Genomic DNA, 19,855 nt, shown 5'->3' on the forward strand with positions numbered 1-19,855 from the left:
GCGGGAGCAAGCCCGATGGCGCGTTCACGATCCGTCAACCATCCTCGCCGACCCTTCTCTCATGATCCTGCGCGCGCTGGCCGTCCTCGTCGTCCTCCTCCTCCTCCTCGCTCCCTTCAGCGGCGCGGGCGCGCAGACGCCCGGCACGCTCGATCCGAGGCCGCTCCCGCCGCTCGCGAACCCTGCCGATCCGACTCTCGCGGCAAAGGAGCTGTTCGGGCGGGCGCTCGCGCCGGCGCCGCTCGCGGCGCGCGCGCTCGGCTCCTATGCGCGCGGCTGCCTCGCGGGGGCGGTGGCGCTGCCCGTCGACGGGCCGGCCTGGCAGGTCATGCGCGTCTCGCGCGGCCGCAATTTCGGGCATCCCGCGCTCGTCTCGTTCCTGGAGCGCTTCGCCGAGCGCGCGGTGGCGGTCACGGGCTGGCCCGGGCTCCTCGTCGGCGACATTTCCCAACCCCGCGGCGGGCCGATGATGTGGGGCCATGCCTCCCACCAGATCGGCCTCGATGCGGACGTCTGGCTGATGCCGATGCCGACGGGCGGGGTCGATCGCGCGGCACGCGAGACGATGATGGCGCAGAGCGTCGTGGCGGCGAGCGGGACCGACGTCGATCCGCGCGTCTGGACGCAGGCCCATGTCCGCCTCCTCGAGCTCGCCTCGCGGGCGGGGGAGGTCGAGCGCATCTTCGTCAACCCGGCGATCAAGCGGGCTCTGTGCCGCGACGTGCGGGGCGACCGCACCTGGCTCGGCAAGATCCGGCCGATGTGGGGGCACGATTACCATTTCCACATCCGCCTCGCCTGCCCGCCCGGCGAGAGCGGCTGCGAGCCGCAGACCCCCGTCCCGCCGGGCGAGGGCTGCGACGCGAGCCTCGATTGGTGGTTCTCGCGAGAGGCCCGCACGCCGAGCCGCCCGTCCACGCCGCCCCGCGAGACGACGCTCGCCGACCTGCCGGAGGCCTGCCGGCGCGTTCTCGTCGCGCAATGAGCCTCTAAATCTTCGTTTCGAGCATCGTCTTGTCCACCAACCGGCATCCACCTGGTGGGATGATGCTCGAGGATCGCACGCGGAAACGCGCTTTCCCCTTGACCATCGAGGCGTCGCGCGCTTGATCTCCCCGGCGCAACAGCGAGGCCGAGATGAGCGACCTGAACGAACTCGAACGCGACCTTCTCGCCAAGGTCGAGGCCGCGGCGGACGAGACCGAGCTCGAGACCGTGCGCGTCTTCGCGCTCGGCAAGAAGGGGATCGTCTCCGAGAAGCTGAAGAGCCTCGGCGCGATGAGCCCCGAGGAGCGCAAGACGATGGGCCCGGCGATCAACGGGCTGCGCGACACGGTCGCCGCCGCGATCGGCGCCCGCAAGGAGCGGCTCGAGGCCGCCGCGCTCGACGCGCGCCTCGCCTCCGAGCGCGTCGACGTCACGCTCCCCGTCCGCGAGAGCCCCGAATCGCGCGGGCGCGTCCACCCGATCAGCCAAGTCTTCGACGAGCTGACCGCGATCTTCGCCGACATGGGCTTCTCGGTGGCGGAAGGTCCCGACATCGAGACGGACTACTACAACTTCACGGCGCTCAACTTCCCCGTCGGCCATCCGGCGCGGGAGATGCACGACACCTTCTTCATGCGCGCCGACGCGGCGGGCGAGCGCAAGGTGCTGCGCACCCACACCTCGCCGGTGCAGATCCGCACCATGGAGAGCGTCGCCCCCCCGATCCGGGTGATCATCCCCGGGCGGACCTATCGCCACGATTCCGACCAGACCCACACGCCGATGTTCCATCAGGTCGAGGGGCTCGTCGTCGAGAAGGGCGCCCATCTGGGGCATCTCAAGTGGATCCTGCAGGAATTCTGCAAGGCCTTCTTCGAGATCGACGACGTGAAGATGCGCTTCCGGCCGTCCTTCTTTCCCTTCACCGAGCCCTCGATGGAGGTCGACATCCAGTGCGACCGCTCCGGCGGACAGGTCCGCTTCGGCCAGGGCACGGACTGGATGGAGATCCTCGGCTGCGGCATGGTGCACCCGAACGTGCTGCGCAATTGCGGGCTCGATCCGGACGAATACCAGGGCTTCGCCTGGGGCATGGGCATCGACCGCATCGCCATGCTCAAATACGGCATCCCGGACCTGCGCGACATGTTCGAGGCCGACAAGCGTTGGATCGAGCATTACGGTTTCCGCGCGCTCGAGGTGCCGACGCTGGCGGGCGGCCTGAGCGGGTGAGGAGCGGGAGGTCGCGATGACGGAGGAGGAGATCAGGGGCGTCGTCGAGCCGATCCTTCGGCGTCACCTCGAGCCGTTCGGATTCGAGGCGGCCGAGGTCGCGTCCGGACGCGATCACGGCGGCAATCCGGCGATCTTCATCTCCGCACGCTATCGTCCGACAGATCCGGAAGAAGCCGGCAAGGCGCGCATCCATGCCTCGCTCGCTGTGCGGGACGCGCTGGAGAGCCGGGGCGAGGAACGCTACCCGTATATTCGTCACCTGATCCCCGATCCGGAGCCCCGTCCATGACCCCGCAAGATCTGATCGCGACCGCGCGCGATCTCGTGCGGCGGCGGCGCGGGCGCTTGAAACAGGCGCATCTCAAACGTGCGGTGAGCACGGCCTATTACGCGACCTTCCATGCGGCCGCACTCCTCGTGGCCAACGCGCTCGTCGGCCGCAGCCGCAACAGGTCCGAGAGCTGGTCGTTGACCTACCGCGCGCTCCAGCATGGATTCGCGAGGGACATCCTCATACGTCGCGACGTGCGGGCCCTTCATGCGGGGATCGGAGAGTTCGCCGACGCCTTCGTCGGTCTGCAGGAACTGCGGCATTTGGCAGATTACGATCCCCGTGCCGCCTTCACGCCTGCGGAAGCGGTCGCTGCGATCGTCGACGCCGAGGACGGGGTCCGTGCCCTAGAGGGCGTGCCCACAGATCTGCGCCTCGACCTCGCGGCGCGCCTCGTATTCAAGGCACGGCCATGACGCCGATCATGATTGGACCATCCCGATGAAACTCACCCTCTCCTGGCTCGCAGAGCATCTCGAGACCTCCGCGACGCTGCCCGAGATCGTCGAGACCCTCACCCGCATCGGGCTCGAGGTAGAGGCCGTCGAGGATCCGGGCCAGAAGCTCGCGCCCTATCGCGTCGCCTTCGTGCGCGAGGCGGTGCAGCATCCCAATGCCGATCGGCTGCGGGTCTGCACGGTCGATCTCGGGCAGGGCGAGACGGTCCAGGTCGTGTGCGGCGCGCCGAACGCCCGCGCGGGCATGAAGAGCGTCTTCGCGCCGCCGGGCACCTACATCCCGGGCAAGAACATCACGCTCGGGGTGGGCAACATCCGCGGGGTGGAGAGCGCCGGCATGCTCTGCTCGGCGGCCGAGCTCGAGATCTCGGACGATCACGAGGGCATCATCGATCTGCCCGCGGACGCGCCCGTCGGCGCGCCCTACGCGGCCTATGCCGGGCTCGGCGATCCGGTGATCGAGATCAACCTCACGCCCAACCGCCCCGATTGCACCTCGATCCACGGCATCGCGCGCGATCTCGCGGCGGCCGGGCTCGGCGTGCTGCGCGATCGGCCCCGCCCCGCGGTGAAGGGCGAATACGAGTGCCCCGTGCGCGTCGTGCGCGATCTGCCGGGCGAGGAGCATCTGTGCCCCGCCTTCGCGCTTCGCCTCGTGCGCGGCGTGCGCAACGGGCCCTCGCCCGCCTGGATGCAGAAGCGGCTGCGGGCGATCGGGCTGCGCCCGATCAACGCGCTCGTCGACATCACCAATTACGTCACCTTCGACCGCGGCCGCCCGCTCCACGTCTTCGACGCGGCCAAGGTGGCGGGCGATCTCGTCGTGCGGCGCGCTCGCGCCGGCGAGAGCCTTCTCGCGCTCGACGGGCGCAGCTACGCGCTCGACGACGGCATGGTCGTCATCGCGGATGCCAACGGCCCCGAATCGCTCGCCGGCATCATGGGCGGGGAGCATTCGGGCTGCGACGAGACGACGACGGACGTGCTCATCGAATCCGCGCTCTGGGACCCCTTGAACATCGCCCAGACCGGCCGCCGGCTCGGCATCGTCACCGATGCGCGCTACCGCTTCGAGCGCGGCGTCGACCCCAACGAGACGCTGCCGGGCCTCGAGGAGGCGACGCGGCTCGTGATGGATCTGTGCGGCGGGGAGCCCTCGAAGACGATCCTCGCGGGCGAGATCCCCGACACGAGCCGCGTGATCGACTTCCCCTATTCGGAAGTGGCGCGGCTCACCGGGCTCGAGATCGCGCAGGCCGAGGCGAAGGTGATCCTCGCCGAGCTCGGCTTCCACGTCTCCGGCACGGGCGAGCGCGCCAAGGTGCTGCCGCCCTCCTGGCGCCCCGACATCGAGGGCAAGGCCGATCTCGTCGAGGAGATCGTGCGCATCGCCGGGCTCGACCGCGTCGCCGCGACCCCGCTGCCGCGCCTCCACGGCGTCGCGCGGCCCGTCCTCACGACGCTCCAGAAGCGCACGCGCCTCGCCAAGCGCACGCTCGCCGCGCGCGGGCTGCTCGAGGCGGTCACCTGGTCCTTCATCGAGAAGACGGACGCTCTCCTCTTCGGCGGCGGCGCGGACGCGCTCGCGCTCGCCAATCCGATCGCCTCCGACATGTCGGACATGCGCCCCTCGCTCCTGCCGGGGCTGATGCGGGCCGCGCAGCGCAATGCCGATCGCGGTTTCGCCGACGTCGCCCTGTTCGAGGTCGGCCAGTGCTTCGCCGACGACACGCCGCAGGGGCAGACGATGCGCGCGGCCGCTCTGCGGCGCGGCTCGGCGCGGCTCGAGGGCGTCGGCCGGCACTGGGCCGGCGGCGGGCAGACGGTCGACGTGTTCGACGCCAAGGCGGACGCGATGGCGCTCCTCTCCGCGCTCGGGATCCCGACGGGCGGGCTCCAGGTCGTCGCCGGCGGACCGGATTTCCTGCATCCGGGCCGCTCGGGCAGGCTTCAGTTCGGCCCGAAGACCGTGATCGGCCATTTCGGCGAGATCCACCCGGCGATCCTCAAGGCGATGGACGTGAAGGGCCCGCTCGTCGCCTTCGAGATCGTGCTCGACGCTCTCCCCGAGCCGAAGGCGAAGCCGACGAAGAACAAGCCGAAGCTCGACCGCGTCGATCTCCAGCCGCTCACCCGCGACTTCGCCTTCCTCGTCGATCGCTCCGTCGCGGCGGGCGACATCCTGCGCGCGGTGCAGGGCGCCGATCGCACGCTCGTCGTCGATGCGCAGGTCTTCGACGTGTACGAGGGCGAGCGGATCGAGGCGGGCAGGAAGTCGGTCGCGGTCGCGGTCACGCTGCAGCCGCGCGAGAAGACGCTCACGGATGCCGAGATCGAGGCGGTGGCCGACAAGATCGTCGCCGACGTCGCCAAGAAGACCGGCGCCACGCTGCGCGGCTGAGCGCCCGCTCGTTCGGGAATGCGTCGAATGCGATGCATTCCCGAAACGGGAATGCGACCTCTCTCCGGCATGATCCGAGCTGGAGACGGGGGAGAGAACCATGCCGCTTCAGCTCGCGACCAATCTCGCCGCCGCGCTCGGCGCGGTGCAGGCGCTGCCGACGGCCGAGCCGGTCGTGCTCGACACCGGCGTCGCGGTGCGCCCGCCGCCGGCCTTCATCGCGTTCTGCGAGACCTGGCCCGCGGAGTGCCGCACCTCGGCCGAGCAGGAGATCGCCGTCGACGCCCGCACGACCGCGCTCCTCGCCGCGGTGAATGTCGGCGTCAATCGCGCGATCCTGCCGCTGGCCGATCTGCCCGGCCGCGACGTCTGGCGTCTCGATGCGACGCACGGCGATTGCGACGATTACGCGGTCGCCAAGCGCCATGCTCTGATGGGCCACGGCCTGCCGGCCTCGGCGCTGCGGCTCGCGGTGACCCGAACCGCCTGGGGCGAGCGCCATCTCGTGCTCGTGGTGCGCACCGATCGCGGCGATCTCGTCCTCGACAACCTCACCGACGCGATCCTGCCCGTCGACCGCACCGGCCTCGTCTTCGAGACGATGCAGCGCCCCGACAAGCCGCGCGGCTGGGTCGCCGTCGCGCCCGCGACCAGCGGCGCGAGCGCCGTCGCCGTCACTCCTGCGGGCCGGTGAAGGCGAGCGCGCGCTCGAACTGACGATCGGATTCGTTCTGCTTCGCCCCGCCCGCGCAGAATTGAGGCGCGCGCCGCTCCTTGAGACCGGGGCCGGCGCTCCCTATACCTCCCGCGGACAATTGCCCGCGAGGACACGACCCATGCAGACCCACGGCGCCGCCGGGCCGATCGCGCGCGAGCGCAGCCAATCGCTCGTCGCCGGGCTCGCCGCGGCCGCGCTCGCGCTCGGTGCGGCCTATGTCGCGAGCGAGGCGACGCTGCGGCTCGCCGCGCTCTGGCTCGTCGGCGGGGCGCTGGGCTTCGCGCTCTATCATGCCGCCTTCGGCTTCGCGGGGGCCTATCGCGTCCTGTTCACGCGCGGGCGCAGCGGATCGGTGCGGGCGCAGATGCTGATGCTCGCGGTCGCGGTGGCGATCTTCTTCCCCGTGCTCGAGGCGGGCAGCCTGTTCGGCGAGCCGGTGCGCGGCTTCGTCTTCCCCGCCGGCATCGAGGTCGCGATCGGCGCCTTCCTGTTCGGGATCGGCATGCAGCTCGGCGGCGGCTGCGCGTCCGGCACGCTCTACACGGCCGGCGGGGGCGACACGCGGATGGTCGTCACGCTCGTCTTCTTCGTCGTGGGCATGACGATCGGCGCCTACGACGTCGAGCGCTGGGAGGGCCTCCCGGCCCTGCCGCCGATCTCGCTGCCGGCGAGCCTCGGCCTCCTGCCCGCGCTCGCGCTCCATCTCGGCCTGTTCGCCCTGATCGCCTGGGCGGCGGCGGCGCGCGAGCAGCGGATGACGGGCGTCGTCGAGCCGATCTTCCGGCGCGGCGGCGCCTCCTTCCTGACGGGCCCCTGGCCGCTCGCCTGGGCGGCGCTCGCGCTCGCGCTCCTGAATGCGGCGACCCTCGTGCTCGCCGGCCGGCCCTGGGGCATCACCCAGGCCTTCGCCACCTGGGGCTCGCTCGTGGGCGAGGCGACGGGGCTCGCCGATCCCGTCTTCTGGGCCTATTGGGACGATCCGACCCGCGTCGATCTCCTGCACCGCCCCCTCGTGCGCGACGCGACGAGCCTCATGAATATCGGTCTGATGGCCGGCGCCCTCCTCGCCGCCGGGCTCGCGGGCCGCTTCGCGCCGTCCTGGCGGATCGGCTGGGGGCCGCTTCTCGCCGCGATCGTCGGCGGGCTGATGCTCGGCTACGGCGCGCGCATGGCCTTCGGCTGCAACATCAGCGCCTTCTTCTCCGGCGTCGCCTCGGGGAGCCTGCACGGCTGGCTCTGGATCCTCGCCGCCCTGCCGGGCAATTGGCTCGGCACGCAGATGCGACCCCTGTTCGGGCTCTCTAAATAACGCCGTCAGATGTAAAATATGGCGAATTTCCGGGCCTTGCCGTAAAATGCGGGATGCGCTATCTTCCGGGCGTTGAATTCCTCATCGCACACCGGAGATCCGGATGAAGACTCGCATCGGCCTCGCCGCGTTGATCGCCGTCGCCTTCTCGGCCGCCGGCCCGGCGCTCGCGCAAGGCCCCGCCACGCCGCTCGTCGCCCAGAGCTGCGCGGGCTGCCACGGGCAATCCGGCGAAGGCGAGGGCGCGATCCCCGCGATCGCCGGCTACGACCGCGAGGCCTTCGTGGAGGTGTGGGAGGCGTTCCGCGCGAACGAGCGCCCGGCCACGATCATGAACCGCATCGCCCGCGGCTTCACGGACGACGAAGTCGCCGTTCTCGCCGATTACTTCTCCTCCCTGCGCTGAGGGCTTTTCGATGACCACGCTCACCCGCCGCGGCTTCGGCACGCTCCTCGGCGCCACCGCCCTCACGCTCGCCGCGCCGGCCGTCCTGCGCGCGCAGACCGGCCCGCGCCTCCTCGTGATCGGCGGCGGCTTCGGCGGCGCGTCGGCCGCGCGCTTCGCCCGCATCGCCTATCCCGAGGTTTCGGTCACGCTGGTGGAGCCCTATACGAGCTTCGTCACCTGCCCCTACGGCAACCTCATTCTCGGCGGCAAGAAGACCCTGCCGCAGATCACCCATTCCTATGACGGCCTGCGCGCGCGGGGCGTCGAGATCGTGCACGATCGCGCGCTCGATATCGATGCCGACGCGCACAGCGTGCGGCTCGCCGGCGGGGAGACCTTGTCTTACGACAAGCTCGTCCTGTCGCCGGGCATCGCGCTGCGCTGGGGCGCGATCGAGGGCTACGACGAGGCGGCCGCCCAGATCTTCCCCCATGCCTGGATGGGTGGCGACGGCTCGCAGATCACCAATCTGCGCGCGCAGCTCGAGGCGCTGCCCGAGGGCGGCGTCGTCGGCCTCGCCATTCCCGGCAACCCCTTCCGCTGCCCGCCCGGCCCCTACGAGCGCATCTCGATGATCGCGCATTACCTGAAGGAGGCCAATCCGCGCGCGAAGATCCTCGCGTTCGACGCCAAGGAGGGCTTCTCCAAGCAGGGCCTGTTCCAGGACGCCTGGGCCGAGCTCTACGGCGACATGATCGAGTGGGTGCCCGGCAACCAGGACGGCCGGATCGTGCGCGTCGACGTCGAGAACAAGCTGTTCGTCTCCGAATTCGGCGAGGAGCATCGGGTCGACGTCGGCAACGTGATCCCGCCGCAATACGCCGCCGCGATCGCCCGCGACGCCGGCCTCGCCGACGAGACGGGCTGGGTGCCGGTCGATTCGCGCACCTTCGCCGCGCGCGCAGCCCGGGACATCCACGTCATCGGCGATGCCAACATCGCGCCGCCGATGCCGAAATCGGGCTATGTCGCGAACTCGACCTCGAAGGTCGCGGTCGCCGCCGCGCTCGCCGAGCTCACCGGCCGCACGCCGCCGGAGGACCCGGTGTTCTTCAACACCTGCTACAGCCATGTCGGCGCCGATTACGGCATCTCGGTCGTCGGCGTGTTCCGTCCGACCGACGAGGGGTTCGCCGAGACGCCGGATTCGGGGGGCGTCTCGCAGCGCGGCCCGCTCTCCGAGCTCGCCGACAAGCGCCGCCTCGAGGCGACCTATGCCGACGCCTGGTACGCCAGCATCACCCGCGACATGTTCTCGTGATCGGGAGAGAGCCATGAATCTCCACCGCCGAGCCTTCCTCTCGACCGCGGCCGCGTTCGCCGCGATCCTCGTCCTGCCCAAACCCTTCGCGGCGGCCGCGACGGATGCGGAGGTGGCGGATGCGCTCGCCGCGATCCTCGACGGGCGCGAGGCGCAGGAGGGCGGCATCGTGCTCGACGTGCCGAGCGTCGCCGAGAACGGCGCGCAGGTGCCGATCACGGTGTCGGTCGACAGCCCGATGAGCGCGGAGGATCACGTTCGCGCGATCCACATCGTCGCGACGCGCAATCCCACCCCGGGGGTCGGCAGCTTCCGGCTCTCCCCGCGCGTCGCCCGCGCCGAGGTGACGACGCGCATTCGGCTCGCCGAGGAGCAGGAGATCCTGGTCCTCGCCGAATTGTCCGACGGCCGCGTGCTCAAGGCGGCGGCCGCGATCGCCGTGTCCGTCGGCGGCTGTGCGACCTGACGAAGGAGGAAGAGCGATGTCCACCCCCCGCGTCCGCCTGCCCCGAAGCGCCTCGCCCGGCGAGGCGATCGAGGTGCGCACCCTCATCGACCACCCGATGATCACCGGCATCGGCTCGCCGAACCCGCGCGACATGCTCGCCCGCTTCGAGGCGCGCGCGAACGGCGAGGTCGTCTTCGCCTACGATTTCGACAACGGCGCCGCCGCCAACCCCACCTTCACCTTTCATGTCCGCCTCGAAGAGACGGCGGATTTCGTCTTCGCGTGGATCCACGAGGACGGGCGGGTGTTCGAGACGGACGGGCGGGTGAGCGTGGGGTGAGGGTGGGGCGTCACTCCGGCAGCGCCCGGAACCCCTCCCAGTCGTGGATCGCGTACCCCGCATATCCGAGCGGAAACCGCGCCGCGAGCCGCTCTGAGATCGCCTCGAGATCCGCTCTCACGGCCGCTCGCGTGGCCTTGCCCGGATGGTCGGCATAGGACACCCCCGCGCCGGGGCCCGGATGGGTCTCGAGGGCGAAGAGGATGCGGGCGCGGCCGAGATCGTGGCCGAGGCGCATCTCGCCCTCGACCCGGGCGAGGACGGCGTCGATATCGGTGCGGTAGCTCATGATCACGTATTGGTCGAGGAGGCCGATGAGCTGCTCGGCGACCGGGCGCCGGAGGCCGCGGAACGTCGCCTCGATCGGCGCGCCGTAATAGTCGTCGAGCCAGGAGGGGAGGGCGGCGCCGAGGGCGAGGCCGGCGCGCGCGGTCCGCTCGGCGAGGGCGGCGTGGAGCTCGAGCCATTCGGTCATCAACGCGTCGCGATCGGTGCGCTCGGCCGGTAACAGCGCGTCCTGGCGGATGCCGTCGTGAAAGCGCACCGCGCCGACGCCCTGGCCGTCCTGCGGCTCGACATTCGCGTGAAAGCCGACGAAGCCCGCCGCGTGGCGCGCGTTGAAGGCGATCATCGCGTCGACCGCCTCGTAGAGCGCGCCCGGCCCGTCGCCGTCGGAGAGATGGCCGCGCCAGCCGTCGAGACCCCAGGCGCGGATGCCGGCGTCGGCGAGCGCCGCGACGAGATCGGCGATCGCAGCGTCTTCGGCCTCGTAATCCTGCGCGGAGAGGTAGAGATACGCGTCCGTCAGGCGGAAGGCTCGCGCGGTCTCCAGGAAGGTCTCGCGCGCGGCCTCGTCGACGAGGGCGGACGTCTCCCACACCCAGATCGCCCGCACGAGCGTCGCCTCCGCGGCCCGCGCCATGCCGGCGAGCGCCGCGCCGAAGGCGAGCGCCAGCAGGGCCGTGACGAGCCCGATCCCCCCGCGCCGCCTCCTCGTCGCGACGCTCATCGCCCCGGAATGGCGCCCGTCGCGGTGGGGCCCGCGCGCTCGGGCCTCCGGGCGGAGCCCGCGACGCTCCATTCCTCCTCCGGTTCCGATCCGAAAGCCGCCCGCGCCGCCTGGACGGCCTCGCCCGCGAACGCGCTCAGGCGGGAGCGGGTGAGGAAATCGAACCCGGGCACGATCTGATCGCCCCGGACCGCGATCGGCGCGGCGATCGGGAAGCGCTCGGCCTCGTCGAGCGCGATGCGCGCCACCTGGCCGCGCGCGGGCGGGCGGAAGGCGCGTTGGAACTCGCTCGGCAGGGGCACGCTGAGCGGCAGCACCTCGACGATGCGCCCGCTCGTCTGCGTGAAGCCGCCCGACACCTCGACGCGGTCGCCGACGCGCACGGCGTAGAGCGTCCCCGTCTCGAGATAGACGAGCGCGTATTTCTCGCCCGAATAGAGCGCCATCAGGTGATCGCCTGGATTGATCACGTCGCCCCGGCGCACGACGTTCGGCCCGACGATCGCGTCGGCTCCGGCGCGGATCACGCCGTCGTCGAAATCGGCGCGCAGCTTGTCGAGAGCGAGGCGGGCCTCCTCGCGGGTCGCTTCGAGCTCCTCCCAGAGCTTGCGCGCGGTGCGGCTTTCGGCCTCGCGGGAGACGCTCTCCATCAGGGCGGCGTAATGGTCCCTCTGGATCGTGGCGACGAAGGCGTCGGACACGAAGCCCGTCTCCCCGCGCGCGCGATTGACCCGCTCGAGCTGCTCGGTCGTGTCCGCGAGCCTCTGGCGCGCCGCCTGCATCAGCGCGTCCGTCACCTCGAGCCGGATCGCGAGGTCTGCGAGCCGCGCCGTCGTCTCGGCCTGGCGGGCGGTGAGCGTGGCGATCAGCTCGGAGATCCGCGGCGAGGTGACGACCGCGAGGACGTCGCCCCGGCGCACGCGCTGGCCGGGCGCGACGCGGACGTCGACCACCTGCACCTCGTAGGGCGAGGCGACGACGGCGTAGTCCGAGACCACGAGCCCTTCCGCTCGCAGCCGGACATAGGAGCCGACGAGCATGTCGAGGAGCCAGACGAAGAGCGCGAGCACCGCCGCGAGGTAGACGAAGCGTCCCCGATTGCGGCGCTTGCGCTGGTTCTGGCGCACGTCGTTGGCGAAGCGGTCGGCGCGGGTCCTGTCGCGGAGCTCGGTGATCATGTCAGCCTCGGAAGATGAAGGCCTGCCGGCCCACGCGGGATGGCGAATAGCTGTCCTCGAACGACCTGCGATAGACCCATTCCTCCCAATAGGCGTACAGGCGCACGAGGCGCATGAAGACGCCGTTGTAGAGGCCGAAGACGAGGAGATACGGCGCCACGGCGAGGATCGTCGCCCGATCGAAGCGCCGCGCCATCGCCGCCGCCATCGCGAAGGAGAGCGTGTCGAGGAGGAGGTAGACGATCGCGACGAGGCCGAGCACGTAGAAGGCGCCGAGATCGAACACCACGAACAGCCAGGTCACGTAGACGGGGAAGACGAGCGTGAACAGGAGGTTCATCACCAGCCACTCGCATTGCTCGAAGGTCTCGAGCGGCGTGAAGCGGCGCGTCGCGGGCGAGAGCGCGTCGCGGAACTTGCGCAGCCGCGTGCGCACCGTGTCGCGATCCCAGCGGCGCCGCTGCCGCACGAGCGCGGCCGCATTCGCCGGCACGTCGGTGAAGCACCAGGAATGCGGCGCGAAGCGGATGCGCCAGCCCGCGCGCCGCAGCCGCAGCGTGAGGTCGAAATCCTCCCCCGGTCCCGGCACCATGATGCCGATCTGGTCCACGGCCGTGCGGCGGAAGGCGCCGAAGGCGCCCGACGCGCACACCACCATGTCGAGCATGTCGACCGCCCGCTTGCCCATCGCGATCGAGACCGCGTATTCGATCGTCTGCAGGGCCGTGACCATCGAGGCGTCGCGGTTGCGCACCGCGATGGCGCCCGTCGTCGCGCCGACGCGCGGATCGACGAAGGGCTCGATCAGCCGCTCGATCGCGTCGCGGTCGTAGGAGCAATCCGCGTCGAGATTGACGACGATGTCGCCCGTCGAGAGCGTGAAGCCGAAATTGCACGAGGCGGCCTTGCCGCAGCGCACCTGATTGGCGAGCGCGATATCGATCCGGCCGTCGCGCGCGAGCTCGTTGATCATCGCGCGCATGCCGTCCGTCGAGCCGTCGTCGATGACGATGATCTCGTCGATCCGCCGGCTCTGCTCGCCGAGCGAGCGCAGGCACTTGGCCATCGCGTCGGCCTCGTTGTGCCCGGCGACGACGACGCTCACCCGCAGCGCGTCGAGGCGCTCGCGCTCGGCGGCGCTCGGCTCCGGGGACCTGCGCAGGGCGGCGAGGAACACGACGAGCGAGGAGAGGGTGTAGCGCGGCACCTCAAAGAGGAGCATGAACCAGAACATCGCGAGGAAGGCGGCGAGGTCGAGCTCCGAGAGCAGGATCAGCGGCGTCGCGGGCGCGCTCATCGCGGTCGCGCCCCCTCGCGCAGGCGCCGGATCGCCACCTCGTCGAGCACCTCCCAGACGAGGCCGAGATCGGCCGAGAGCACCGCGCGCGCCCGCTCGGCGACCTGTGCCATGGCCACCTGCGCGCCCGCCTCGTCCGTGCGCGGCAACAGGACGAGGAAGCCCTCGCCCTCGCGTACCGGCAGGTCGACGCTGCGCAAGGCGCTCGCGAGCACGTCCTCCATCAGCCCGAGGCTCTCGCTCCACAGGCGCCGGTCCTGCGCGCGAATGGCCTCTTCATGGGCGAAGCTCAGCCGTGCGACCGTGAACGGCGTGCCGAATTCCTGCGTCTCGCGCCGGCAATGGCCGAGCAGCACGTCGAAGGCATCGGGCCCGGCCGGCAGCGCGCTCCGGCCTGCGCCCGCGAGGACGTGCTGGAGCCCCGCGGCGGTCGGCGCGTAGGAGTGCCAGGCCCGCACCGCGACCGCTTCCGCGCTCGAATGGGCCCCGCAATCCGTGCAGACGAAGCCGACGACCGGCTTGTCCGAGACGTGGCCGCAGGCGCCGCAGCGGGTGATCGAGCCCGGCTTATCGTAATCGAGCCCGATATGCAGGAGCTCCTTGTGGCATTTCGGGCATTCGAGCGCGCGGCCCGAGCGGAACTCGGACAGAGGTCCGATATGGGCGCAGCGGAAATGGTGGACCGTCACCTCGTCCACGAGATTCGAGGACCGGCAGCGCGCGCATTCCTCGCGCACCACGAGCCGGGCGCAGGCGCAATGCGGGCAATGGTGGACGCGCTCGAAATAGGCGCGGTTGGCGAGGCCGGCATCGTGCAGCCGCTCGCCCGCCTCCGCCACCTCGCGGGCGGGCCAGGCGAAGGGATAGCTCACGAGATCGGGCGAGCCGCCGTCATAGGTCGCGATCAGCGCCTGGGTTCGCGAATACATGAAGGCGAGGAGCGTGTCGTCGAGGGCGCTCGCGTAGCGCGCGGACCGCGGCAGCTTGCGCAGCCGCGCCGCGATCGCCGCCGCGCGCTGCCAGGGGCTCTCGCCGGGGGCGAGCGGGCGGTCGATGCGCCGGTGACGATCCTCGACGAGGCTCACCACCGGCAGGAGCGGATCGGCGAAATCGTGCATGAGCTCGGTCAGCTCGCGCTCGGAGACGGGGGCCGTGAGCACCACGATCTCGGCCGTGGCGGAGGGGTCGAGGAGAAAGCCCGGCGGGCTCGCCCGCGTCGTGTCGGGGGCCGGGAAGGCGAGAAAGCGGAACGCGTCCGCGCGCGTGGAAGACCGCGTGATCTGCTGGTTCATGGATGAGGTCTCGTCCTCGGCGGCACGCATCGCCGCCTCTCGGATGCCCGCTCGGGGCGGTTCTCGCGCGTCCACGCCGCGCGAGGTCACGCCGCCGGCGGCTTCCTCCGCGGCATGGTCGTCGGCACCCGACCGGCCGACGGCGCGGCGGCCCCGTCGCGTGGTCCGGGGCTCTCGTCCACGAAATGGGGGGAATAGGCGCGGTTGCGGCCGCTCTCGATCGGCGCCGGCCGGAACGGATCGTAGAGATACGCCTGCTGCTCGGCAGACGGCCGTCGATACGCGTCGCTCATGGAGGTCCTCTCGAAGGGGATCGGCTCGAAACCGGAAGACGTCTGGCCGACGACACGGCGCGGCTGTTGTTGGTTAAATGTTCGTAAATAACCACGCGCTCGACAAGCAGTATTTTGGCAACCCATGCCGAACGAAAGCAGTTCCTGCTCTGTCTTCAGGGCGACGAAGAATAGCAACGCGGCTGCCGACGCAAGCGGCATGCGGCTCGCCCGGCCGGAAACGCCCCCTCGCCGACGGCCCTCGCTCATCCGAACCAATTGCCGTTCAGGATTGTTTATCTCTCGGGGTGGGGAGGATTCGATGCTCTGGGTCGGCGTTGCCAGCGTCCTCTACGGGGTCTGCACGGGGCTCGTCGTCCTGCGCCTGCCGGCCTTGATCGTCGGCCTGGCGATCGTCGTGTGCGTCTACGGCATCGCCGTCGCGCTCTCCGGCGCGAGCGCCGCCGCGTCCCCGCTGAGCCTCCTTGCGATTCTCGTCGGCAGCCAGATCGGTTACGTCCTCGGCCTCTGCCTGCGCGCGGCCCTCGCGGCGCTCGGGGGCGAAGACGAGGCCGCCCGCCGGCCCGAAGGCGGCTCCCCGCGCGACCAAAGCCCGAGCAAGCCCCCGCGCGCCGACCCGTGGCGCAGCCGCTAGAGCCTCACCACGCCGCGCGGTAGATCGCCGTCGCGTCCGCGAGCGTCACCGGGCGCGGGTTGTTCACGAGAAGCCGCGTCTGCGCCATCGCGTCCTGCGCGAGCATGCCGATCGCGTTCTCGGGGACGCCCACGTCGCGCAGGCGCGGCGGCAGGTCGAGGCGCGCGCACAAGGCCTCGAGCCGGTCGACGAGCGCCTGCGCGTCTTCGGGGCAATCGGCGAAGGCGCAGGGCGCGAGCGCGGCATAGGCGTCGGCGCAGGCCGGGAGATTGAACCGCATCACATGGGTGAGCACGAGCGCGTTCGAGAGCCCGTGCGGGATGCCGAAATGCCCGCCGAGCGGATAAGCGAGTGCGTGCACCGCCGCCACCGGAGAATTTGCGAAGGCCTGCCCCGCGAGCATCGAGCCGAGCAGCATGTCCGCGCGCGCCGCGCGATCGCCCCCGTCCGCCACCGCCCGCTCGATCGCCCCGCCGAGGAGCCGCAATGCCTCGCGGGCGAGCGCCTTCGAGACGGGGTTCGCGTTGGGGCTCGTCGAGGTGAACGCCTCGATCGCGTGGACCATGGCGTCGACCCCCGTCGCGGCCGTGATCGCGGGCGGCAGGCCGAGCGTCAGGTCGGGGTCGAGGAGGGCGATGTCGGGCAGGAGAAGGGGCGAGACGACCCCCTTCTTCTCGTGCGCGCCGGTCGTCAGGATCGCGATCGGGGTGACCTCCGAGCCCGTGCCCGCGGTGGTCGGCGCGAGCAGGAGCGGCAGGCGCGGCCCCTTCGCGAGACCCACGCCATAGGCCTCCGCGAGCGCCTCCCCGGAGCCCGCGACGAGCGCGATCACCTTGGCGACGTCGAGCGGCGAGCCGCCGCCCAGCCCGACGATGCCCGTCGCCTCGTGCGCCTTCGCCGCGGCCACGCCGTCGGCCACGAGCGCCTCGGGCGGATCGGCGGTCACCGGATCGAACACGGATGCCGCGATCCCGGCCTGCGCGAGCGCGTCGAGCGCCGGCTGCACCAGCCCCGCGCGCAGAAGGCCGACATCGGTCACGACGAGCACGCGCGGCCCCAGCCGCTCGGCGGCGAGCGCGCCGATGCGCGCGATCGCGCCTGCGCCGAAGACGATCCGCGGGGTGGTGGCGAAGACGAAGGGCGCCATCGTGCTCATCCCTCGCGCGAGAGCCCGCGCAGCATCTCGACGATCGCCGAGAAGTCGCGCCCGCCATGCCCCTCGCCCGAGAACAGGGCGTAGAGCTGCGCCGCCTGCGCGCCGAGCGGCGTCGTCGCGCCGGCCGCGAGCGCGGCTTCCTGCGCGAGCCGCAGGTCCTTGAGCATCAGATCGGCGGCGAAGCCCGGCCTGTAGCCGTTGTTCGCGGGCGATGTCGGCACCGGGCCCGGCACCGGGCAATAGGTGGTGAGCGACCAGCATTGGCCCGACGAGGTCGAGGCGACGTCGAACAGAGCCTGATGCGAGAGCCCGAGCTTCTCGGCGAGGGCGAAGGCTTCCGACACGCCGATCATCGAGATGCCGAGGATCATGTTGTTGCAGATCTTCGCGGCCTGCCCGGAGCCCGCCTCGCCGCAATGGACGATCTTCTTGCCCATCGCCTCGAGCACGGGCTTGCCCGCCGCGAAAGCCTCCGCCGATCCGCCGACCATGAAGGTGAGGGTCGCCGCCGCCGCCCCGCCGACGCCGCCCGAGACCGGCGCGTCGAGGAAGCGGCAGCCCGCCTCGTCCGCCATCTTGGCCGCCGCGCGCGCGCTCTCGACGTCGATCGTCGAGCTGTCGACGAAGAGCGTGCCCGCGCCCGCCGCCGGGAGCACGTCGGCGAGCACCGCCTTCACGTGGCGCCCGGCCGGCAGCATGGTGACGACGATCTCGGCGCCCGCGACCGCCGCCCGCGCGCTCTCGACGACCGCGACGCCCGCCGCGCGCGCCGCCTCCTGCGCGGCCGGCACGAGGTCGAAGCCCTGCACCGCATGGCCGGCCTTCACGAGATTGGCGGCCATCGGCCCGCCCATATTGCCGAGCCCGACGAATCCGATCCGCGCCATCGTGTCCTCCCTCACTTCTTCGTTCTGTGCCGCGCCCGCCACTCCACGAGGAGCGCGCCCGCGAGCGCGAAGCCGTAGAGCCACAGCATCCACGACCCGAAGACCTTGTCGAGGCCCCGTTCCAGTGCGGGAAAGAACACGCCCACATGGGACGCCACCGCCGCCATCCAGAGGAGCCCCGGCACGGCGAGAAGCGCCATCGCCCGGCTCGCCTCGCGCGCGTCGCGGCCGGCGAGGCGCGGCGAGAGGAGGCCGAGCACGAGCCCGATCAGCGCGCCCGCGGTGAAATTGACCTGGAACGCCCGCCGCGTCTCGAGGAAGAAATATTCTCCCCACGCGGCGAAGACGAGATGCAGGACGGCCGCGAGCGCGCAGCCGACGAGGAGCGGGCGCATGGACGCTCGGATCGTCAGCCGTTCTCGAGCGCGCGCACGATCGCCGCGCCCATGTCCTTCGTCGAGACCGCGTTCGCGCCGGGCCCTGCGATGTCGCGCGTGCGCACGCCGCCCGCGAGCGCGGACTTGATCGCGGCTTCCAGCCGGTCCGCCGCCTCGCCGAGCCCGAAGGAATAGCGCAAAGCCATCGCGAGCGAGCCGATCATGGCGATCGGATTCGCGAGACCCTGGCCGGCGATGTCGGGCGCCGAGCCGTGGACGGGCTCGTAGAGCGACTTGCGCTTGCCGGTCTCCGGATCCGGCGCGCCGAGCGAGGCGGAGGGCAGCATGCCGAGCGAGCCGGTGAGCATCGCGGCCACGTCCGAGAGAATGTCGCCGAAGAGATTGTCGCAGACGATGACGTCGAATTGCTTGGGCGCCCGCACGAGCTGCATGGCGCAATTGTCGGCGAGGATGTGCTCGAGCGCGACGTCCTGGTAATCGGCATGGACCTTGGTGACGACCTCCTTCCACAGCACGCCCGTCTTCATGACGTTGTGCTTCTCGGCCGAGGAGACCTTGTTGCCGCGCGCGCGGGCGAGATCGAAGGCGACGCGGGCGATGCGGTCGATCTCGCCCGTCGTGTAGAGCTGCGTGTCGACGGCGCGCTTCTCGCCCGTCTCGAGCGTGACGATCTCCTTGGGCTCGCCGAAATAGACGCCGCCCGTGAGCTCGCGCACGATCATCAGGTCGAGCCCCTCGACGAGCTCGCGCTTCAAGGCGGAGGCGTCGGCGAGCGCGGGATAGCAGATCGCCGGGCGCAGGTTCGCGAACAGGCCGAGCTCCTTGCGCAGCCGCAGGAGCCCCGCCTCGGGGCGCGCGTCGTAGGGCACGCCCGCCCATTTCGGCCCGCCGACCGCGCCGAACAGGACGGCGTCCGCCGCTTGCGCGGTGCGCATCGCCTCCTCCGAGATCGCCTTGCCGTGCGCGTCGTAGGCCGCGCCGCCGACGAGATCGCGCTCGATCGCGAAGGAGGCGAGCCCGGTGCGCTCGAGATGGGAGATCACGGTCTCCACCTCGGCCATCACCTCGGGGCCGATGCCGTCGCCGGGAAGGAGGAGGAGCTTGAAGGTCGCCATGCGCGTCGTCCGATCTCGATTTGCGATGGGGAGCCTTGTGGCGAAATGTCGGGCAGGGGGCAAGGGGGGGAAGTCCCTCCCCGGAGGGCTATGGAGTGCACGCATCGGCGTCCGTGCCTGCGTTCGACGAAGCGGTGCGGCCGCTCTCCTTCCCCTGAGAGTTTGTAAATCTTTTGCCGAGTACCCCACCGCCGTCATTCCGGGGCGCGAAGCGAGCCCGGAACCCAGAACCCCGACCTTGGATGAGCAGCCTATAGGCTGCGTCCTTCGAGGTGTCCATGGTTTAGGGTTGTGCAGCGAGCGCGCATGCGCGCTCGAACGATCGTCGGGAGTCTGGGTTCCGGGCTCGCTTCGCGCCCCGGAATGACGGCAGGGGATAGATTTTCAAACTCTGAGGGGAAGGAGAGCGGCGGCGCTAGATGCATCGATCCCATGCGCAAATGGCGATGTGTGAATCTCGGAGCCCCGGGGGGGGTGGCCTCCGCGGCGGAGCCGAAGGAGGTCGGGTGGGGTCAGAGGCTTGAAGGATCATCCCGACCAGGCCCCACCCGGCCTTTCTCGCTCACGCTCGAAAGTCCACCCTCCCCTACGGGGAGGGATTCCCCCGTGCGCTCCTGCCCGTTCCCCCCGCACCCCCCGCCGCGCTAGTCTCCCCCGCG

The 19,855-nt window shown here is 71.0% G+C and carries 21 protein-coding genes; 12 read left to right on the top strand and 9 right to left on the bottom strand.

The features are described 5' to 3' along the window. Positions 1–61 precede the first annotated feature (61 nt). From mepA to ACK4UM_RS00325, 11 genes are all read left to right on the top strand, one after another. Positions 62–985 (top strand): penicillin-insensitive murein endopeptidase, encoded by a 924-nt coding sequence (gene mepA, locus ACK4UM_RS00275; protein ID WP_409793954.1) that lies wholly within the window; start codon positions 62–64, stop codon positions 983–985. A gap of 152 nt (positions 986–1,137) precedes the next feature. Further along, entirely contained in the window at positions 1,138–2,220 is a 1,083-nt protein-coding gene (pheS, locus tag ACK4UM_RS00280; protein WP_409793957.1) for a phenylalanine--tRNA ligase subunit alpha, read from the top strand. A gap of 16 nt (positions 2,221–2,236) precedes the next feature. Beyond that, entirely contained in the window at positions 2,237–2,512 is a 276-nt protein-coding gene (locus ACK4UM_RS00285; RefSeq protein WP_409793960.1) for a hypothetical protein, read from the top strand. Beyond that, entirely contained in the window at positions 2,509–2,970 is a 462-nt protein-coding gene (locus ACK4UM_RS00290; RefSeq protein ID WP_409793962.1) for a hypothetical protein, read from the top strand. The genes ACK4UM_RS00285 and ACK4UM_RS00290 overlap by 4 nt, the downstream gene beginning before the upstream one ends. A 25-nt stretch (positions 2,971–2,995) precedes the next feature. Beyond that, complete coding sequence (gene pheT / locus ACK4UM_RS00295; protein WP_409793965.1) at positions 2,996–5,413, top strand: phenylalanine--tRNA ligase subunit beta; 2,418 nt, start codon at positions 2,996–2,998, stop codon at positions 5,411–5,413. Positions 5,414–5,513: 100 nt separating this feature from the next. Further along, positions 5,514–6,107: a transglutaminase-like cysteine peptidase gene (locus ACK4UM_RS00300; protein ID WP_409793968.1), complete on the top strand. Its 594-nt coding sequence runs from the start codon at positions 5,514–5,516 to the stop codon at positions 6,105–6,107. Between the two features lie 142 nt (positions 6,108–6,249). Next, on the top strand, positions 6,250–7,440 hold the full coding sequence (locus ACK4UM_RS00305; protein WP_409793971.1) for a YeeE/YedE family protein: 1,191 nt from the start codon (positions 6,250–6,252) through the stop codon (positions 7,438–7,440). A 103-nt stretch (positions 7,441–7,543) separates the two neighbouring features. Continuing rightward, on the top strand, positions 7,544–7,846 hold the full coding sequence (locus ACK4UM_RS00310) for a c-type cytochrome (protein WP_409793974.1): 303 nt from the start codon (positions 7,544–7,546) through the stop codon (positions 7,844–7,846). A 10-nt stretch (positions 7,847–7,856) separates the two neighbouring features. Continuing rightward, positions 7,857–9,149 (top strand): NAD(P)/FAD-dependent oxidoreductase, encoded by a 1,293-nt coding sequence (locus tag ACK4UM_RS00315; protein WP_409793977.1) that lies wholly within the window; start codon positions 7,857–7,859, stop codon positions 9,147–9,149. Positions 9,150–9,162: 13 nt separating this feature from the next. Further along, entirely contained in the window at positions 9,163–9,615 is a 453-nt protein-coding gene (locus tag ACK4UM_RS00320; protein ID WP_409793980.1) for a thiosulfate oxidation carrier protein SoxY, read from the top strand. Positions 9,616–9,631: 16 nt separating this feature from the next. Then, complete coding sequence (locus ACK4UM_RS00325; RefSeq protein ID WP_409793983.1) at positions 9,632–9,937, top strand: thiosulfate oxidation carrier complex protein SoxZ; 306 nt, start codon at positions 9,632–9,634, stop codon at positions 9,935–9,937. 10 nt (positions 9,938–9,947) lie between these two features. Here the strand turns inward: ACK4UM_RS00325 and ACK4UM_RS00330 are convergent, their stop codons facing one another. The 5 genes from ACK4UM_RS00330 to ACK4UM_RS00350 all read right to left on the bottom strand — a co-directional run bounded on the left by ACK4UM_RS00330 (position 9,948) and on the right by ACK4UM_RS00350 (position 15,006). Continuing rightward, positions 9,948–10,946: a hypothetical protein gene (locus ACK4UM_RS00330; protein ID WP_409793986.1), complete on the bottom strand. Its 999-nt coding sequence runs from the start codon at positions 10,944–10,946 to the stop codon at positions 9,948–9,950. Then, positions 10,943–12,124 (bottom strand): HlyD family secretion protein, encoded by a 1,182-nt coding sequence (locus tag ACK4UM_RS00335; protein WP_409793987.1) that lies wholly within the window; start codon positions 12,122–12,124, stop codon positions 10,943–10,945. Before ACK4UM_RS00335 ends, ACK4UM_RS00330 begins: the two co-directional genes overlap by 4 nt. Before the next feature lies 1 nt (position 12,125). Further along, positions 12,126–13,421, bottom strand: a complete 1,296-nt coding sequence (locus ACK4UM_RS00340; protein ID WP_409793989.1) for a glycosyltransferase family 2 protein — start codon at positions 13,419–13,421, stop codon at positions 12,126–12,128. Beyond that, on the bottom strand, positions 13,418–14,713 hold the full coding sequence (locus ACK4UM_RS00345) for a hypothetical protein (protein WP_409793992.1): 1,296 nt from the start codon (positions 14,711–14,713) through the stop codon (positions 13,418–13,420). Before ACK4UM_RS00345 ends, ACK4UM_RS00340 begins: the two co-directional genes overlap by 4 nt. 86 nt (positions 14,714–14,799) lie before the next feature. Beyond that, positions 14,800–15,006, bottom strand: coding sequence for a hypothetical protein (locus ACK4UM_RS00350; protein WP_409793995.1), 207 nt, complete (start codon positions 15,004–15,006; stop codon positions 14,800–14,802). Positions 15,007–15,307: 301 nt separating this feature from the next. Here ACK4UM_RS00350 and ACK4UM_RS00355 point away from each other — a divergent pair, with 301 nt between their 5' ends. After that, complete coding sequence (locus tag ACK4UM_RS00355) at positions 15,308–15,640, top strand: hypothetical protein (protein WP_409793998.1); 333 nt, start codon at positions 15,308–15,310, stop codon at positions 15,638–15,640. 4 nt (positions 15,641–15,644) lie between these two features. On the opposite strand, the gene ACK4UM_RS00360 is transcribed toward ACK4UM_RS00355, so the two are convergent. Genes ACK4UM_RS00360 through leuB form a run of 4 tightly spaced genes read right to left on the bottom strand, consistent with a single transcriptional unit; the run spans position 15,645 to position 19,196 of the window. After that, on the bottom strand, positions 15,645–16,787 hold the full coding sequence (locus ACK4UM_RS00360) for an iron-containing alcohol dehydrogenase (RefSeq protein ID WP_409794000.1): 1,143 nt from the start codon (positions 16,785–16,787) through the stop codon (positions 15,645–15,647). A gap of 5 nt (positions 16,788–16,792) precedes the next feature. Further along, the gene (gene mmsB / locus ACK4UM_RS00365; RefSeq protein ID WP_409794003.1) at positions 16,793–17,683 is read right to left on the bottom strand and encodes a 3-hydroxyisobutyrate dehydrogenase; all 891 of its coding nucleotides are present in this window, start codon (positions 17,681–17,683) and stop codon (positions 16,793–16,795) included. Between the two features lie 11 nt (positions 17,684–17,694). Continuing rightward, positions 17,695–18,078 carry a DUF5367 family protein gene (locus ACK4UM_RS00370; protein ID WP_409794006.1) on the bottom strand — a complete coding sequence of 128 codons (384 nt, stop codon included), beginning with the start codon at positions 18,076–18,078 and terminating at the stop codon, positions 17,695–17,697. 14 nt (positions 18,079–18,092) lie between these two features. Then, positions 18,093–19,196: a 3-isopropylmalate dehydrogenase gene (gene leuB, locus ACK4UM_RS00375; protein ID WP_409794008.1), complete on the bottom strand. Its 1,104-nt coding sequence runs from the start codon at positions 19,194–19,196 to the stop codon at positions 18,093–18,095. Positions 19,197–19,855 lie beyond the last annotated feature (659 nt).

The organism is Salinarimonas sp. (genome assembly GCF_046292825.1).
Taxonomy (GTDB): Bacteria; Pseudomonadota; Alphaproteobacteria; order Rhizobiales; family Beijerinckiaceae; genus Salinarimonas.